The 15707-nt window shown below is 69.3% G+C and carries 16 protein-coding genes and 1 tRNA gene; 6 read left to right on the top strand and 11 right to left on the bottom strand.

Annotated elements, in window-relative coordinates:
* Window positions 1–118 precede the first annotated feature (118 nt).
* From ABGB08_RS17845 to ABGB08_RS17820, 6 genes are all read right to left on the bottom strand, one after another.
* Entirely contained in the window at window positions 119–931 is an 813-nt protein-coding gene (locus ABGB08_RS17845) for a DUF1396 domain-containing protein (protein ID WP_347591619.1), read from the bottom strand.
* Window positions 932–1072: 141 nt separating this feature from the next.
* Window positions 1073–1786, bottom strand: a complete 714-nt coding sequence (gene rplA, locus ABGB08_RS17840; RefSeq protein WP_347591617.1) for a 50S ribosomal protein L1 — start codon at window positions 1784–1786, stop codon at window positions 1073–1075.
* Between the two features lie 67 nt (window positions 1787–1853).
* The gene (gene rplK / locus ABGB08_RS17835; protein ID WP_155343418.1) at window positions 1854–2285 is read right to left on the bottom strand and encodes a 50S ribosomal protein L11; all 432 of its coding nucleotides are present in this window, start codon (window positions 2283–2285) and stop codon (window positions 1854–1856) included.
* A gap of 149 nt (window positions 2286–2434) precedes the next feature.
* A complete protein-coding gene (gene nusG, locus ABGB08_RS17830; protein ID WP_155343417.1) occupies window positions 2435–3193 on the bottom strand; it encodes a transcription termination/antitermination protein NusG in 759 nt (252 codons plus the stop codon).
* A 44-nt stretch (window positions 3194–3237) separates the two neighbouring features.
* Complete coding sequence (secE, locus tag ABGB08_RS17825) at window positions 3238–3489, bottom strand: preprotein translocase subunit SecE (protein WP_155361859.1); 252 nt, start codon at window positions 3487–3489, stop codon at window positions 3238–3240.
* Window positions 3490–3562: 73 nt separating this feature from the next.
* Window positions 3563–3635, bottom strand: a tRNA-Trp gene (locus ABGB08_RS17820).
* A gap of 191 nt (window positions 3636–3826) precedes the next feature.
* Between ABGB08_RS17820 and ABGB08_RS17815 the strand changes: the two genes are divergently transcribed.
* A complete protein-coding gene (locus tag ABGB08_RS17815) occupies window positions 3827–5026 on the top strand; it encodes a pyridoxal phosphate-dependent aminotransferase (RefSeq protein ID WP_347591614.1) in 1200 nt (399 codons plus the stop codon).
* Here the strand turns inward: ABGB08_RS17815 and ABGB08_RS17810 are convergent.
* Window positions 5023–5334: a hypothetical protein gene (locus ABGB08_RS17810; protein ID WP_347591612.1), complete on the bottom strand. Its 312-nt coding sequence runs from the start codon at window positions 5332–5334 to the stop codon at window positions 5023–5025. The two genes, ABGB08_RS17815 and ABGB08_RS17810, sit on opposite strands and share 4 nt — an antisense overlap.
* Window positions 5335–5407: 73 nt before the next feature.
* Here ABGB08_RS17810 and ABGB08_RS17805 point away from each other — a divergent pair, with 73 nt between their 5' ends.
* On the top strand, window positions 5408–6421 hold the full coding sequence (locus ABGB08_RS17805) for an adenosine deaminase (protein WP_347591610.1): 1014 nt from the start codon (window positions 5408–5410) through the stop codon (window positions 6419–6421).
* 200 nt (window positions 6422–6621) lie between these two features.
* Here ABGB08_RS17805 and ABGB08_RS17800 read toward each other — a convergent pair whose 3' ends face one another.
* Genes ABGB08_RS17800 through ABGB08_RS17785 form a run of 4 tightly spaced genes read right to left on the bottom strand, consistent with a single transcriptional unit; the run spans window position 6622 to window position 12035 of the window.
* Window positions 6622–7467 (bottom strand): hypothetical protein, encoded by an 846-nt coding sequence (locus tag ABGB08_RS17800; protein ID WP_347591608.1) that lies wholly within the window; start codon window positions 7465–7467, stop codon window positions 6622–6624.
* Window positions 7454–7996, bottom strand: coding sequence for an RNA polymerase sigma factor (locus tag ABGB08_RS17795; protein WP_155359866.1), 543 nt, complete (start codon window positions 7994–7996; stop codon window positions 7454–7456). Before ABGB08_RS17795 ends, ABGB08_RS17800 begins: the two co-directional genes overlap by 14 nt.
* Before the next feature lie 31 nt (window positions 7997–8027).
* Window positions 8028–10034, bottom strand: coding sequence for an AAA family ATPase (locus ABGB08_RS17790; RefSeq protein ID WP_347591606.1), 2007 nt, complete (start codon window positions 10032–10034; stop codon window positions 8028–8030).
* 18 nt (window positions 10035–10052) lie between these two features.
* Window positions 10053–12035, bottom strand: a complete 1983-nt coding sequence (locus ABGB08_RS17785; RefSeq protein ID WP_347591604.1) for an ATPase — start codon at window positions 12033–12035, stop codon at window positions 10053–10055.
* Window positions 12036–12139: 104 nt separating this feature from the next.
* On the opposite strand from ABGB08_RS17785, the gene ABGB08_RS17780 reads away from it, so the two are divergent.
* The 4 genes from ABGB08_RS17780 (at window position 12140) to ABGB08_RS17765 (ending at window position 15666) form a co-directional block, all read left to right on the top strand.
* Window positions 12140–12871, top strand: a complete 732-nt coding sequence (locus ABGB08_RS17780; protein ID WP_347591602.1) for a class I SAM-dependent methyltransferase — start codon at window positions 12140–12142, stop codon at window positions 12869–12871.
* 151 nt (window positions 12872–13022) lie between these two features.
* The gene (locus ABGB08_RS17775; protein WP_347591600.1) at window positions 13023–13544 is read left to right on the top strand and encodes a hypothetical protein; all 522 of its coding nucleotides are present in this window, start codon (window positions 13023–13025) and stop codon (window positions 13542–13544) included.
* A 53-nt stretch (window positions 13545–13597) separates the two neighbouring features.
* Window positions 13598–14284 carry a response regulator transcription factor gene (locus tag ABGB08_RS17770; protein ID WP_155359861.1) on the top strand — a complete coding sequence of 229 codons (687 nt, stop codon included), beginning with the start codon at window positions 13598–13600 and terminating at the stop codon, window positions 14282–14284.
* Window positions 14284–15666 (top strand): HAMP domain-containing sensor histidine kinase, encoded by a 1383-nt coding sequence (locus ABGB08_RS17765; RefSeq protein ID WP_347591598.1) that lies wholly within the window; start codon window positions 14284–14286, stop codon window positions 15664–15666. The genes ABGB08_RS17770 and ABGB08_RS17765 overlap by 1 nt, the downstream gene beginning before the upstream one ends.
* The last annotated feature ends 41 nt before the right edge of the window (window positions 15667–15707 follow it).

Here is a 15707-nt window from a genome sequence, read left to right as displayed (position 1 = left end):
GTAGGCACCCGAAGACGACCGGCGGTCTTTGGCAGAACACAGAGTACGTGTCAATCCCCCAGAAACCAAATCGGTGTCCATGGCCGCGCCCGGGGGCGCGGCCATGCCGACACGGGGGTTATTCAGTGACCGGGGCGTTCTTCGGCATCTCGCCGACCTGGTCGGCGGGTGGGGCGTCGATGGAGAGTTGCTCGTTGAAGGAGGTGAAGAGCAGGGCGGCGGTGAAGGTGGCGCCCTCGGCGGCGCCGTTCAGCTGGATCTTGCGGGGCAGGCCCTGGTCGTCGATCCAGGCGTCGAACTTCATGTCCTTGACCGCGGACAGCTGGCCGCTCAGCGCGTCCTGCGATTCCTTGGGCAGCAGCGTGACCGCCTCGGCCACCGGGAAGGTGCCCGCGTAGTGCGTGGTCTGCACGTTGCCGACGGTCTCGTTGCCGACGGCCTTGACGTCCTTGGAGGCGGTGAGCAGGGCCACGCTGGACTTCAGGTCGATCTGCTGGGCCTGGCTGAGGAACTGCCGCACGCTGGCGTCGTCGCCGACCTCGCTGAGGCCCACCTTGACCCACGGCTTGGTGGTGCCCGTCAGCTGCTTGAGCACGTCCAGCTTCAGGTAGGCGGTCTCGTCGACCAGGATGGCGCGCACGCCGCCGGGCAGCGGCTGGCCCGCGAAGCTCACCTGGCTGAGGTTGATGTCGGAGGCGAGCGTGGGCTTCTGCTGCAGCAGCATGGTGCCGCGCACGTTGCCCGTGGAACCCTTCGGGTCACTGAAGTCGACCACGATGTCGGCGGCGTAGGACGTGACATCCTCGGCCTTCTGGGCGGTCTGCGCTAAGGCGTCGGCCGCCGAAAGCTGGACCTCCCCGAGGGGCTGAGCCGTCGTCGTGCCACACCCGGCCGCGGCGATCAGCGCGGCGGCCACCAGAAGTCGGCGCATTATGGTTCGTCCTTTCGTCGCCCAGAGCCTACGTTCGCGGGAAGATCGACGCGTCGCCGGCGCGATATCCGCACACTTTCTCCACACAAACGAAGACCCCCACCCGGCTACCCGGATGGGGGTCGTGCAGACCTGAAACGATCAGGCGTCGAGCTCGGCGGTCATGCCCCGCGTCATGTTCGGGTCGACCGGGATGCCGGGGCCCATGGACGTGGCGAAGGTGACCTTCTTCAGGTAGCGGCCCTTGGCGGCGGACGGTTTGAGCCGCAGCACCTCGTCCAGGGCGGCGGCGTAGTTCTCCACCAGCTGGCGCTCCTCGAAGGAGGCCTTGCCGATGATGAAGTGCAGGTTCGCGTGCCGGTCCACCCGGAACTCGATCTTGCCGCCCTTGATGTCGGTGACGGCCTTGCCGACGGCCGGGGTGACGGTGCCGGTCTTGGGGTTGGGCATCAGGCCACGCGGACCGAGCACCCGGCCCAGGCGGCCGACCTTGCCCATCAGGTCCGGCGTGGCCACGACGGCGTCGAAGTCGAGCCGGCCCTTGGCCACCTCGTCGATGAGCTCGTCGGCGCCCACGATGTCGGCGCCCGCGGCGCGGGCCTCCTCGGCACGGTCACCGGTCGCGAAGACCAGGACCCGGGCGGTCTTGCCGGTGCCGTGCGGGAGGTTGACGGTGCCGCGGACCATCTGGTCGGCCTTGCGCGGGTCGACGCCCAGCCGCAGGGCCACCTCGACGGTGGCGTCGAACTTGGTGGTGGCGGTCTTCTTGGCCACCCGGACGCCGTCCAGCGGCGACAGGACGGCTTCGCGGTCGATCTGCTGCGCCGCGTTCTTCCAGCTCTTGCTGCGCTTCACTTTCTTCTCCTAATGGAGTTCGTGGTACGGACCGCGCGAGGCCCTTCCACTGGTTTTCGGGGAGTTACTACTCGGCGACCGTGATGCCCATGGAACGGGCGGTGCCGGCGATGATGCGCTCGGCCATCTCGATGTCGTTGGCGTTCAGGTCGGGCATCTTCGTCTCGGCGATCTGCCGCAGCTGCTCCTTGGTGAGGTGACCCACCTTGGTCTTCAGCGGGTTGGCGGAGCCGCCCTTGAGGCCGAGCGCCTTCTTGATCAGCTCAGGCGCCGGCGGCGTCTTCGTGATGAAGGTGAAGCTGCGGTCCTCGAAGATGGTGATCTCGACGGGGATGATGTTGCCCCGCTGAGCTTCCGTCGCCGCGTTGTACTGCTTGACGAATTCCATGATGTTCACGCCGTGCGGACCGAGCGCGGTACCGACGGGCGGCGCGGGCGTGGCCTGGCCAGCGGGAAGCTGGACCTTCACCAACGCCGCGATTTTCTTCTTGGGAGGCATGACTCTCTCCGGGTCCTCAATGATTTCCGTGGTGCCCCGGCATTACCTGCCTGAGGGCAGCCTAGGGCGTCCCCGCGTGGCGGGGAGAACTAGACGAGTCTACTTGACCGAGACAGAGACCCGGGACAGCTACCGAGACGGAGACTCTGTCAGATCTTCGAGACCTGGTTGAACGAGAGCTCCACCGGGGTCTCCCGGCCGAAGATCGACACCAGCACCTTGAGCTTCTGCGACTCGGGGCTGATCTCGCTGACCGAGGCGGGCAGCGTGGCGAACGGGCCGTCCATGACGGTGACCGACTCCCCGATCTCGAACTCGACCGTGGAGGCCGTGGCCTTCGCGGAGGCCTTCTTGACCTCTTCGGTCGGCTCCGGCGCGAGCAGCTTGGCCACCTCGTCGAGGTTGAGCGGGCTCGGCTTGTTGGACAGGCCCACGAAGCCGGTCACGCCGGGCGTGTTCCGCACGGCGGCCCAGGACTCGTCGGTCAGGTCCATCCGGACCAGCACGTAGCCGGGGAGCACCCGCTCCTTGATCGGCGTCTTCTTGCCGCCCTTGAACTCGGTGACCGTGTGGGTCGGCACCTCGACCTGGAAGATGAAATCCTCCATGTTGAGGGAGCCGGTGCGGCTCTCGATGTTCTGCTTGACCCGGTTCTCGTAGCCCGCGTACGAATGGATGACATACCACTCGCCGAACTGGCCGCGGAGCTGGCGCTTGAACTCTTCGATCGGGTCGACGTCGGGAAGCACATCACCGTCTTCGTCAACAGCGGAGACAGCCTCGGCTTCAGCGTCGCCGGTGGCCTCCTCGACCTCCGACTCGACCTCTTCTGCCTCTTCCGTCGTCTCGGCTTCCCACTCGTCGTGCTCGTCGTGGGAGCCGTCGACCGGCAGCGGGGACTCGGACACGGTGACTATTCCTCTTTCCTCGATGAACTGGACGTGCGGCGCGATCAGGAACCGAAGACCGCGAGCACGCCCCTCGTCAGCAGGAAGTCGAGCAGAGACACGATTCCCACCATGATCAGACAGAACCCGAGCACCACGATGGTGTAGTTGATCAGGTCTTTCCGGGTGGGCCAAATGACCTTACGCAGCTCGCTGACGGCCTGCCGATAGAAAAGGGCGGGAGAGGTGCGTTTCTTCTTCTCGCCGCTCGGCTTGCCTGGCTGTGCCGCGGCCTCGCCGCGCGTGTCGATCGCCACAGTCCTCACCTGATCCGTCGTGTCCATCGCAACTGGCGGCTCTTACGCCCTATAGTGCGCGGACCGCACTCCGCAGGGCACGAGGGACTCGAACCCCCAACCGCCGGTTTTGGAGACCGGTGCGCTACCAATTGCGCTAGTGCCCTAAGCCGTGCACCACCCTACCCGACTGTTTCGGCGTTGTGGCCCACTAGACGGTGAAGTGTACGTGGGAATGGCTGCTTCGTCGAACCAGTAGGCAGCCGCACCTTCACCGCAGCTCAAAGCTACCGTGTGGGGTTGTCCGGATGATGGAATTGCGCGGGAGACACGGCGCGTGTTCTGAAAACATGGAGTCATGACCCGAATCTCCGCGCGTGTCGCCGCTATCACAGAATCCGCCACCCTGGCCGTGGACGCCAAAGCGAAGGCGATGAAGGCGGCCGGCCGCCCGGTGATCGGGTTCGGCGCCGGCGAGCCCGACTTCCCGACCCCCGACTACATCGTCGAGGCCGCGGTCGAGGCGTGCCGCAATCCGCGCTTCCACAAGTACACCCCGGCGGGCGGCCTGCCCGAGCTCAAGCAGGCCATCGCCGAGAAGACCAAGCGCGACTCGGGCTTCGCCGTGGACGCCGCGCAGGTGCTGGTCACCAACGGCGGCAAGCAGGCCGTGTACGAAGCCTTCGCCACCCTGCTGAACCCGGGCGACGAGGTGCTCGTGGTGGCGCCGTACTGGACCACCTATCCGGAGGCGATCAAGCTGGCCGGGGGCGTGCAGGTGGACGTGCTCACCGACGAGACCACCGGCTATCTGGCCTCGGTGGAGCAGCTGGAGGCCGGCCTGACCGAGCGCACGACCACGCTGCTGCTGGTCTCGCCGTCCAACCCGACCGGCGCGGTCTACTCCCCCGCCCAGATCGGGGAGATCGGCCGCTGGGCGCTGGAGAAGGGCCTCTGGGTGGTCACCGACGAGATCTACGAACACCTGGTGTACGGCTCCGCCAAGTTCACCAGCGTGGCGACCGCCGTGCCCGAGCTGCGGGACAAGGTCGTGGTGGTGAACGGGGTCGCGAAGACGTACGCGATGACGGGCTGGCGGGTGGGCTGGCTGATCGGCCCGGCCGACGTGGTGAAGGCGGCCACCAACCTGCAGTCGCATGCCACCTCGAACGTGTCGAACGTGGCCCAGGCGGCGGCGCTGGCGGCCGTCAGCGGGGATCTGACCGCGGTGACCGCGATGCGGGAGGCGTTCGACCGGCGGCGGCAGGCGATGGTGCGGCTGCTCAACGAGATTCCGGGCGTGGTGTGCCCTGAACCTTTCGGGGCGTTCTACGCCTACCCCGCGGTCAAGGAGCTGCTGGGCAAGGAGCTGCGCGGGCAGCGGCCCGCGACGACGGCGGAGTTGGCGGAGCTGATCCTGGAAGAGGCGGAAGTCGCCCTGGTTCCGGGTGAGGCTTTCGGGACACCTGGCTACTTCCGCCTCTCTTACGCGCTCGGTGATGAGGACCTCGCCGAGGGCATCAGCCGGTTGGCCAAACTGTTCGCCGAGGCGCGCTAGTCCGCCAGGGTGAGCCCTTCGGCGACCTTGATGAGCTCGGCTTCGATCGTGGCCGCGTCCAGCTTCTCGGCCAGGCTCGGTTCCAGGACGACGAGCACGCCGTGCGTGTCGTCGAGGACTCGGGCGATCATGTTGCCGTCGTTCAGGTAGGTGTTCTCGGCGACCTTCTTGCCGTCCAGCCTGCCGTCCTGGTCCAGGGTCGTGGCGCCGTCCTTTTCCACTCCGCAGACCAGGACGGCGGTGCGGAGCGGAGCGGTGCTGCGCGCGGCCAGGAACTCGTCGAAGGCCGCTTCGTCTTCCTCGGTCATGAGCTCCCCTTTCGATCCTCCACAACGCGTGAAGCCCGCTTGAGGTTGAGCGCGGTTACGGCAGGATAAGGAGATGTCGCGCCCGCTCCTCGGCCTCCCGAAGGCCCACCTCCACCTGCACTTCACCGGTTCGATGCGGCACAGCACGCTGATCGAGCTGGCCATCGAACACGGCGTGCACCTGCCGGACGCGCTGGTCCAGGACTGGCCGCCGCAGCTGCGCGCCACCGATGAACGCGGTTGGTTCCGGTTCCAGCGGCTCTACGACATCGCCCGTTCGGTGCTGCGCCGCCCCGAGGATGTCTACCGGCTGCTCAGGGAGGCCGCCGAGGACGAGCGGGCGGAAGGTTCGCGCTGGCTGGAGATCCAGGTGGATCCCTCGGGTTACGCGCAGCGGTTCGGCGGGCTGACCCCGACGCTGGAGCTCATGCTGGACGCGGCGGAACGCGCCGCCAAGCAGGTCGGGGTCGGGATGGCGGTGATCGTCGCCGCCAACCGCACCCGGCACCCGCTGGACGCCAGGACGCTGGCCCGGCTGGCCACCCAGTATCAGGACCGGGGCGTGATCGGCTTCGGCCTGTCCAACGACGAGCGCCGGGGCCGGGCCAGGGATTTCGACGGCGCGTTCCGGATCGCCAAGCGGGCGGGCCTGCTGGCCGTGCCGCACGGGGGCGAGCTGCTGGGCGCGGTCAGCGTGGCCGAATGCGTGGACGATCTGGACGCCGACCGGGTGGGACACGGCGTGCGGGCCGCCGAAAACGCCCGGCTGATGGAGCGTCTTGCCGACCGGCAGATCGCCTGCGAGGTGTGCCCGCTGTCCAACGTCGGACTCGGCGTGGTCGAGCGGCCCGAGGACGTGCCACTACGACGGCTCTTCGACGCCGGCGTCCCGATCGCTCTGGGCGCCGACGACCCGCTCCTGTTCGGCGCCCGGCTACTCCCCCAGTACGAACTGGCCAGAGACGTGTACGGCTTCCGCGACGCCGAACTCGCCGAACTGGCCCGCCAATCGATCCGCTCCTCCGCGGCCCCGGATTCACTCAAGAAGGAACTACTCACCGAGATCGACACCTGGCTGGCGGGCTAGCGCATTGCCGATTCGCACCCTCTGGGACATTCCAACCGGACCAGGGGTTCTCCCCACCCACCCTACCTTTTTCGACGCTGCCGCTGGGGGCGTTTGCCTCTCTCGTGGCCACGGCGGTGACGGGGGGCGGGCGGAGCCCGAGGAGAAACAAAGGATGGGCGGGTGGGAGAACCACGCCCGAGGATCTGGCGGGTGGCGGGCTAGCGTACCGAGTTGGCGAGCTGGCGGGCTTCGACGATGGTGGTGGGGCCTTCGAGGCGCATGCCGACTGGGCCGTGCTGCCAGATCAGGGTTGGTCCGGCCAGCCGGAGTTCCTGGGGCGGGCCTGTGGCCGGGGTGTACTGGAGGCCGTGCGGTTGCTGGATCCAGACGCCGATGACGCCGTCGACGGTCACCTCCTCCGGCCAGGGTGGGCCCATTTCCTTGCGCCAGGTGCTCTGGAGGCGGCCGTCGTACTGGTCGAGGCGGATGCCGGGCCAGAACATCGATACCACCCGGCCGCCGTCGGCGATCCTGACGTCGGCGGGGTCGCCTAGGGCGGTGGGGACGACCAGGGGGAACCGTACCTGGGTGCGGGCTTCGGCCAAGGTGACGCGGCGTTCGCCGGGCAGTGGGGAGGACGCGCCGGACGGGAGCGGGGCCGGTTCGCCGACGCGGATCTCGACTCCCGCGAAGCGGAGGATGGAGACGACGGCGGCGCGGCCCTGCGGGGTGGCCGCGATCAGTACCACGAGGAACGTGGCGACGACCGCCGCGATCTTCTGCCGCAAGCGGAACCGCCGGCGTCCCGACGCGGCTGGGTCGGAAGCTCGCATTCCGCCATTCGGCGCGGCCTTATCGGAACCTCGCAAACGGAACCGCCGAAGAACTCCCCGATTCGGCGCGGTCGCGTCGGAAACCTCGCGTTCCAGGGTCGCGCGGACGGCGCGGGCGACGTCGGCGGGTGGGCTTGGCTCGGGGACTGCCAGCGCGTCGCTCAGCGCGCGCAGTTCAGCCTCCAGCTCAGCGAATCCCGAAATGTCATCAGAATCGTTAGAGGAGTTCACGGCCCACCTCCTCTCGAAGTCGCCGCAGGCCACGGAAGGTCCGGGACTTCACCGAACCCACGGGGCAACCCAGCACCTCGGCGGTCTCGGCTTCCGACAACTGCAGGAAATACCGGCAAACCACCGCTTCACGTTCCCGATCAGGTAACCCTCGCACGGCGGCGAGCAACCGCGACGACCGGTCAGCCGCGACGACGACCTCTTCCGGATCCCCTTCCGCGGACCCACCCTCAGGCTCCTGACCGAGGCGAACAGCAAGCTCGGCCCGCCGCCCCCGCGAGCGCGTCAGGTTGTGCGTCTCGTTGGCCACGATCCGCAGCAACCACGGCTTGAACGCCGAATCCCGCCGAAATCCCGACAAATGACGGTACGCCTTGACGAACGCCTCCTGGACCACGTCCTCGGCCTCGTGGCCCGCGCCGAGCAGGTGGGCGGTCCGGTGCGCGACCGCGCTGTACCGGGCGACCAGCACCTCGTAGGCGCCCAGATCGCCGGACAACGCGCGGGCTATCGCCTCGTCGTCCTGCATGCGCGGGGGATCAACTTCCAGGGGGACGGGATCATTCGGGAGCGGGAAGATTCCACCGTACAACTCGCGAATTGGGAAGCCCGCCCAGGGCGAATCCGATCGCGCGTTCCGGCGACTGCTCGCCTTCGCGGTATTCGCGCTCGAACTCCGCGTCCCCCAGCGCGCCCCTGGCCTGGCGTTCGGTCTCCAGGCGAGGGCCGCCGAAGTCGGGCGAGCCGAACTGGCTCAGGCCGAAGCTGTCCCAGATGCGCTGGCCCGCGCCGAGCAGCCGGGCCGCGCGCGGATGGTCGCCCACAGCGCACGCCGTCATCGCCAGCTGGTCGACCGCGACCGCGCTGCTCACCAGGTCGCCGAACCGCCACACCGCCCGCAGCCCGGCGCGCGCCAGCCGGTCGGCCGCCACCGGGTCGCCCCGGCCCAGCTCCACCCGGGACCTGATGTAGTCGCCGCCGGACCTGGCCCAGACCTCCCCGGCGCTCTCGCACTCGGCTCGCTGCTCGGCCATCAGGGCGGCGGCCCGCTCGTGCTCGTCGCGCATCAGCAGGCACAGGCCGAGCACGGTCGCGGCCACCAGCTTGCCGACATGGCGCCCGCCCGCCCGCTCGAAGTAGCCGATCGCCTGCTCCACCGTCACGCCGCCGCGTTCTGGATCGCCCTTGACGATGGTCAGCGCGCCCAGGCCGAGGTGGGCGTAGCCGGCGCCGACCCAGTCCTGCTGCTCCAGGGCGGCCTCGCAGGCCTCGGCGGTGCGGTGCGCGACCAGATCCAGGTCGCCCTGGGCGAACGACACCCAGGCCGCCGCCCACAGCGCTTTCGTCCTGGCCGGTCCCGGCTTGCCGTTGCGTTCCAGCGCCCGGTCCAGGTAGTAGCGCCCCTCCCGGATCTCGCCGAGGCAGAACCAGACGAACCAGAGCGCGCCGACCAGCTCCAGGCCGACCGCGCTGGCGATGCTGTGGTCCAGGGCCAGCCGCAGGTTGGGCAGCTCGCAGCGGACCCACAGCGCCCAGGTGAACTGGTTGGGGCCGAACCAGTCGGCGTCGGCCTCCCGGGCCAGGGTCAGGTAATAGTCCCGGTGCCGCCGGAGCTGGAGTTCCTCCTCGCCGAGCTCGCGCAGCCAGTCCCGGCCGTATTCGCGGATGGTGTCGAGCATGCGGTAGCGGTCGTCGTCGGCCCGCACGATGGACTTGTCGGCCAGCCGGGCCAGCACCCCGGGCACGTTGCCGAGCCGCTCGTCGGCGCAGACCTGCCCGGCCGCCTCCACGTCGAAGGACCCGGCGAAGACCGACAGCCGGGCCCAGAGCAGCCGCTCGTCGGGCGTGCACAGCTCGTGGCTCCACCCCACCGCGGACCGCAGCCCGTCATGCCGTCCGGTACGGCCCCCGCCGCCCAGCAACGCGAACCGGTCGTCCAGCCGGTCGGCCATCTCCTCGGGGGAGAGCGCGCGCAGCCGCCGGGCGGCCAGTTCGAGCGCGAGCGGGATGCCTTCGAGGCGGGTGCAGAGCCGTACCACCGCGTCGGTGGGGGTGAACTGAGGGAGGACGGCGACGGCGCGGTCGCAGAACAGGCGCTGGGCGTCGGCGTCGGTGAGCGGTTCGACCCGGTAGACGCATTCGGACGGCAGGCTGAGCGGCTGGCGGCTGGTCGCCAGCACGCGCACGCCGGGGGCAGTGGCCAGGATGTGGGTGACCAGGTCGCGGGTGGCGTCGATGAGGTGCTCGCAGGTGTCCAGGACGAGCAGCAGGCGCTTGTCGGCCAGGTGTTCCGCCACCACCTCGGCCTGCGGGCGCACCGACTGCTCGCGCAGGCCGAGCGCGGCGGCGACCGCGTGCGCGAGCAGGTCGCCGTTCTGCTCGGCGGCGAGTTCGGCGAAGTAAACGTGCTCCGATCCGGTGGCGGCGGCGCGGATGGCGAGCCTGGTCTTGCCGACCCCGCCAGGGCCGGTGAGCGTGACCAGTCGTGAATCGCCCATTAATCGGCTGACCTCAGCTAATTCGGTGTCGCGGCCGACAAAGGTGCTCGTCTCGGCGGGCAGATTCACGCCCGCAGCAAATCACGCTCAGGGCCGGTAATGGACCACACCTGTGGAGAAAACCACTCCTTGGGAAGATATTTCTAACGCATAGTCCAGACCGGCCTGGCGGCCCCTGGCCAGCGCGGCCTCGTACCCGGCGTCCCCCAGGGCACTTCTGGCCCGCGTCTCACCGGCGGCGTGCGAGGCGTGGAAATGCCGCGAGCCGAACAGCGGCGGGCCGACCGAACGCCACAGCCTGGCCGCCGCGCCCCGCAGCAGCGCCGCCCGCTCGTGCTCCTCCGCGTCGCCCAGCACCAGGGCCAGCAGCTGCACGTCCAGCACGGTGCCGACCGGGTCGTTGAAGGCCCGGCTGAGCCGCAGCGACTCGCGGGCCAGCCGGTCCGCGGCGGCCAGCTCGCCGTTCGCCCAGTGCGCGTACGCCTGGACGTAGTGCGCATACGACAGCACCCAGCTCTCGCCGTGGGCTTCGCATTCGGCCGTGACCTCCTGGCAGAGCTTGGCGCTGTCGTCGAACCGGCCGGCGAAGGCCAGGGACATGGCCAGCTCGACCTTGCCGAGCAGGACCTGGCTGTCCACGATGCCGAGCCAGGCGTACTGGTCCAGGGCGTCCTCCAGGAGCGGGACGGCGGCGGCGTGGTCGTCGGCGAACAGGGCGGCGCAGCCGAGCCGGTGCACGGCCCTGGCCCTGGTCCTGTTGTCGGCCCGGTTGTCGCCGCCCTCGCGGCACTCCTCCAGCAGGGCGACGGCGTGGTCGATGTCGCCGAGCAGCAGGGCCACGTAGCCGCCCGCCCACAGCGCCTTGGCCCGCTCGGGGGTCGGCGCGGAGTCGAGCGCCAGGCCCTGCTCCAGCCAGTGGCGGCCCTCGCCGAGGTAGCCGCAGCCGACCCAGAAGAACCAGAGGCTGGCGGCCAGGTCGAGGCCGTCGCGGACCTCGCCGGGCACGCTCAGGCAGAACTCCAGCGCGCTGCGCAGGTTGCCGTGCTCGGCGCGGGTCCTGGCGAAGACCTCCTCCTGGCCGGGGCCGAACCACTCGGTCTCGCCCTGGCGGGCCAGCCGCAGGTAGTAGTTCTTGTGGCGGCGGCGGAGCCGGAAGGTCTCCTCCTCGCCGAGGCGGTGCAGCCACTCCTCGCCGTACTCCCGGACGGTGGCCAGCATGCGGTAGCGGGAACCCTCCTCGCGGACCAGAATCGAGCGTTCCACCAGGCCGCTGATCAGGTCCAGCACCTCGTGCGACGGGATGACGCGGTCGGCGCAGACCTCCTCGGCGGCGGACAGGTCGAAGCGGCCGGCGAAGACCGCCAGCCGGGCCCAGAGCAGGCGCTCGCCCGGGGAGCACAGCTCGTGGCTCCAGCCGATCACGGCTCGCAGGCCGTCCAGCAGGTGGAAGCGGTCGTCGAGGCCGCGGATGATCTCGGCCACCGACTGGTCGGCGAGGCGGACGGCGGCCAGTTCGATGGCGAGCGGGATGCCGTCGAGCCGCTCGCACAGCCCGCCGTCCTCGACCAGGGAGCGCTGGGCGCGCTCGTTGAGCAGGGCGATCGCTTCGAGTTTGGCCATCGGGCCGACCACGAACAGGTGCTCCCCCGCCACGTCCAGCGCCTGCCGGCTGGTGACCATGATCCGCAGGTCGGGGGCGGCCTTGAGCAGGGTCTCGGCCAGCTGGGCGCAGCCGTCCACCAGCGAGTCGGCGCCGTCGAAGATCAGCAGCTGGCGGCGGTCGGCCAGGTAGGCGGCGAGCGACTCCTCCTGCAGCCGGGTCGTCTGGTCGGCGAGCGCGCCCGCCACCGTGTGGCTGAGCAGGTCGGGATCGCGGACCTTGGCGAGATCCACCAGGGTGACGCCGTCGGGGAAGCTCGCCCGCACGGTCTCGGCCACCGCCAGAGCCAGCCGGGACTTTCCGATTCCGCCGACTCCGGTCAGCGTGACCAGGCGAGACAGGTCCAGCAGTCGCGTGATCACGGCGATTTCCGACCTGCGGCCGACGAAGCTGGCCAGTTCGGCGGGCATTAACGAATCGTAACCCTCGATGCCGGGACCGCGGGTTCTGAATCATCCGTGCGGCTCGGGGCACTAGACTTTCCGCACCGCCCCCTGTCACGAACGAGGATTTCATGTCTGGGTATGACCGAGTAGTTCAGCCGGCGGCTGGAGACGAGGCCCTGGAGAACCACCTGGGCGGGGACGAAGCCCGGAATTACCGGCAATATGAGTTCGACATGGTCGCGCCGCATGTCGGGCGGTCGATGCTGGAGATCGGGTCCGGGCTCGGGCACTTCGCGGAGCAGTTCCTGCCCCGGCTGGATCGGCTGGTGGTGAGCGACTTCGATCCGTACTGCGTGGAGCAGTTGGAGAAGCGGTTCGTCGAGCGGGATGACATCGAGGTGCTCCACTTCGGGCTGCCGACCGCGATTCCGCTGGAGAACAAGGTCGACACCGTTGTGCTGATGAACGTCCTGGAGCACATCGAGGAGGACGTGGCGGCGCTGCGCTCGCTGGCGAAGGTCACCCAGCCGGGCGGCAAGATCATTATTTGGGTGCCTGGGTATATGCAGCTTTATGGGGACTTCGATAAGAAGGTCGGGCATGTCACGCGGTATACGCCGGCGACGCTGGGGCGGACCATCGCCGCGGCGGGGCTGGACGTGGACGTGCTGAAGCCGATCAACTTCCTCGGCGGCATCGCCTGGTGGCTGGCCGTGCGGCGGGGCGGGGTCGGGTATCCGAATCCCCGGCTGGTCAAGATCTATGACCGTACGGTGGTGCCGGCCACGCGCTTCATCGAGCGGTTCGTCCGGCCGCCGTTCGGGCAGACGGTGTTCTGCGTGGCCCGGGTTCCGTTCTAATCAGAAAGTCGTGATCTGGACAGCCGCGGCGGTGAGTCGCCGGGGCGGCGGCTAGGCGGCTGTCTATAGGACGGGTTTCTGGTTAGTTTTCCCACGGATTTCCCACCTTTCTCCGGTCGTCGGCCCAGTCTGCGGCGCTTTGCTGAGTTCCATGAGAACGAAGCTCGCGCTTGGCGCCACCATCGTCGCCACGGTGTTCCTGGCCTCGGCCACCGCCGCCGCGGACCCCGCCGCGCCGTCCGCCCCGGCCGCGCCCGCGGTGACCACCGGTGCCGCGTACATCCCGGCGGGGGCGTACACGATCGCCGACTCGCTGGTGACGGCGGACTCGACGCTGCGCGGGCCGCGCCTGCGCGGCAAGTTCAACCGGTGGGTGGTCGGCATCCACGGTTCCGCGACCGTGCGGGAGAAGAAGAACACCTTCGTCACCTACACCTGGCAGCGGGGCGCGATCATCGCGAAGGGCGCCGCCACGCTCACCGTGAAAAGCCGTGACGGGGTGACCTGGACCTGGAACACGGCCACCGACACCCGGTTCCGCCGGGCCGGCGAGAAGGCCGACTTCACCAAGCTCATGGTGGGCGACTGGGTGTTCGCCATCGGCGTCCCCGGGACCCCGAACCCGACCGCCACCGCGGTGTTCGTACCGAAGAACAAAGCCGTGGTGAGCTAAATACGGACATATGGGGCTTCCGGCTAGTACGGAGGCCCCATACTTATCCCGTCATGAGTGAGACCAGAATCCTCGTCGTCGAGGACGAACCAAACATCCGCGACATCGTCGATGTCGCGCTGCGGTTTCACGGCTTCAGCGTGACCGCGGTGGCCACCGGGCGCGACGCGCTGCGCGAGTTCGCGGCCAGGCGGCCGGATCTCGTCGTCCTCGACGTGATGCTGCCCGACATCGATGGGTTCGAGGTGTGCCGCCGGATCCGGTTCGAAGGCGTGCAGACTCCGGTGATCTTCCTGACCGCGCGGGACGCCGTGTCGGACACCGTGCGCGGGCTGACCATGGGCGCCGATGACTACGTGACGAAACCCTTCTCGGTGGAGGCGCTGGTCGCCAGGATCCGGGCGGTGCTGCGCCGTACGAGCGTGCCGGACGCCGAGGAGCGGCCCAGCGGGGACGTGCTCCGGGTGGCCGACCTGGAGCTGGACGAGGCGCGCTGGGAGGTGCGGCGGGGTGGCGTCCGGGTGGATCTGTCCCCGACCGAGTTCCGGTTGCTGGCGTTCATGATGGAGCATCCGGGGTTGGTGCTGACCAAACGGCAGCTGCTCGATCAGGTCTGGGGGTATGGGGGGTCCTCCCAGGTGCTGGAGACCTACATCTCCTACCTCCGCCGTAAGCTCGACCCGCTCGGGCCGCCGCTGATCCACACCCAGCGGGGTGTGGGGTACGCCCTGCGGCCGTAATGTCGCTGCGCACCCGACTCCTGGCCGGACTACTCGCCATCAGCGCCCTGCTGCTGGTGGTGCTGTCGGTGGTCAGCGCGGTCGTGTTGCGGGGGCACCTGTACAACCGGCTGGAGGGGCAGCTGCTGGCGGCCACCGCCACCGCCTCCCGCCGGGTGGAGGCCACCGACACGCTCACCCAGGCGCTGACCGGGTCCACCTTCGCGGTGGTCACCTTCAACCTCAACAACCAGCGGACCCGGCTGGTCAGCGGGGACGCGCCGCAGGCGGGGTCGGTGCCGGGCCTGGTGGAGCAGCTCGGGCAGGAGCGGCTCACCGCGCACGCCTCGGCGGGGCGTACTTTCGAGCTCGGCGGTGACCTGATGGCCGCGGCGGCGCGGACCCGGATCGGGGCTCGGCTGGTGATCGTCGCGGTCCCGCTGGACGGGGTCAACGATCCGGTCCGCGAGATCTTACTCGCCGAACTCGTCACCGGTGGGCTGCTGATCGTGTTACTCGCCCTCGTCGGCAGATTGCTCATCGTGACCGGGCTGGCGCCGCTGGGGCGGATGGCGCGGATGGCCGTGGGCATCGCGCGGGGCGGTGATCTGTCCGCCCGGATGCCGGAAGGCACCTCCGAGGTGGGCAAGCTGGGCAGTGCCATCAACCTCATGCTGGACCGGATCAGCGCCTCGTTCCGGGACCGCTGGGCCTCCGAGGATCGGATCCGCCGGTTCGCCGCCGACGCCTCCCACGAGCTCAGGACCCCGCTCGCGGCCATCCGCGGCTACGCGGAGCTCCACCGTGCCGGGGCCATCCCCGAAGAGGAACTCCCAAAGGTGATGGGCCGCATCGAGGACGAAGCCACCCGGATGGGCAAGCTCGTCTCCGAGATGCTGGAACTGGCCCGCCTGGACCGCAGCGCCGCCCTCACCCTCTCCGAAACCGACTTGTCGGAAATAGCGCGAGAAGCTGCTGCGGATGCCACCGCGCTGGACCCCGACTCCCCCATCATCGTCGACGCGCCCCCCACGCTCGTCGCCGTCGTCGACGAGGCCCGCATCCGCCAGGTCGTCGTCAACCTCCTCGCCAACGTCCGCGCCCACACTCCCCCAGGCACGCCCGCCTTCGTCCGGATCTCCCGCATCGGCACCAAGTTCCTCCTCGAAATCGCCGACGACGGCCCCGGCATGTCCCCTGAACAGGCCGCCCGCGCCTTCGACCGCTTCCACCGAGGCGAAGAACGCCTCTCCGACGGCGCCGGCCTGGGCCTGTCCATCGTCAAGGCCATCACCGACGCCCACGGCGGCCGCTGCTGGATCACCTCCGCCCTCGGCTCCGGCACGATCGTCCACATCGAACTCCCGGCCTTGCACGTGGGCGAACTGGTGGGCTCGGAGTAGCTGCGCGATCGGCTGTGGAGAGACGAGAAGACCGCCCCGGA

This window comes from Acrocarpospora sp. B8E8, from assembly GCF_039871605.1.
Lineage (GTDB): Bacteria > Actinomycetota > Actinomycetes > Streptosporangiales > Streptosporangiaceae > Acrocarpospora > Acrocarpospora macrocephala.
Note: the sequence above shows the minus strand (reverse complement) of the source record. Positions and strands in the feature narration are given on the sequence as shown.